The following is a 257-nucleotide window of genomic DNA, read 5'->3' on the forward strand; positions in this document are numbered from 1 at the left end:
CGGTGCGCTCCGACTGGCGCCGGTGATTGTTCTTCCACAGGTGGTCGTACACGCAGTTGTGGAAATAGTAGAACTCGAGGTGCTTGAACTCGGCCTTCGCGGCCGAGAACAGTTCTTCGGTGCGCTTGATGTGGTCGTCCATCGAGCCGCCGACGTCGAGCAGCATCAGCACCTTCACGTTGTTGTGGCGCTCGGGCACCATCCGCAGATCGAGCCAGCCGGCGTTCGCGGCCGTGCTGCGGATCGTGCCGGGCAGG

1 pseudogene is annotated in these 257 nt (G+C 63.4%); it reads right to left on the reverse strand.

The window, feature by feature from the left end:
* Positions 1-257 (reverse strand): annotated as a pseudogene (locus SB816_RS33110) (hypothetical protein); the annotation flags it as partial.

It is taken from the genome of Achromobacter sp. SIMBA_011, assembly GCF_046535435.1.
In the GTDB taxonomy this organism is placed as follows: Bacteria; Pseudomonadota; Gammaproteobacteria; order Burkholderiales; family Burkholderiaceae_B; genus Achromobacter; species Achromobacter dolens.